Genomic DNA, 313 nt, shown 5'->3' with positions numbered 1-313 from the left:
GGGGCGGGGGCCGGGGTCGGGGCCGGGGCCGGGGCCGGAACCGGGAGGGGGCAGGACTCCGGCATTCCGGGCTGGCTCAGGGTCTCGGCAGGCGACGGGTTCTAGGCTTGAGGGGTGAGCGAGTACATCGTCCGTCCGGCGCGCAGCGCCGACATCATCGGCATCCGGAATCTTCTGCAGCCGATGGTCGAGCAGCGCATCCTTCTCGGCAAGGACCGCGCCGTGCTCTATGGCGCGGTGCAGGAGTTCGTCGTCGCCGAGGCCGATGGCGAACTGATCGGATGCGGTGCGCTGCACGTGTTCTGGGAAGACC

Annotated in this window: 1 pseudogene; it reads left to right on the top strand. The window is 70.3% G+C overall.

Annotation, left to right across the window (positions count from 1 at the left end):
• Positions 1–114: 114 nt before the first annotated feature.
• Positions 115–313: pseudogene (locus J7E68_RS05595) on the top strand (N-acetylglutamate synthase); the annotation flags it as partial.

The sequence above is a fragment of the Microbacterium sp. ISL-103 genome (genome assembly GCF_018613995.1).
Taxonomy (GTDB): Bacteria; Actinomycetota; Actinomycetes; order Actinomycetales; family Microbacteriaceae; genus Microbacterium.
The sequence above is the reverse complement of the archived record's forward strand: the minus strand, read 5'-3'. Positions and strand labels throughout refer to the sequence as shown.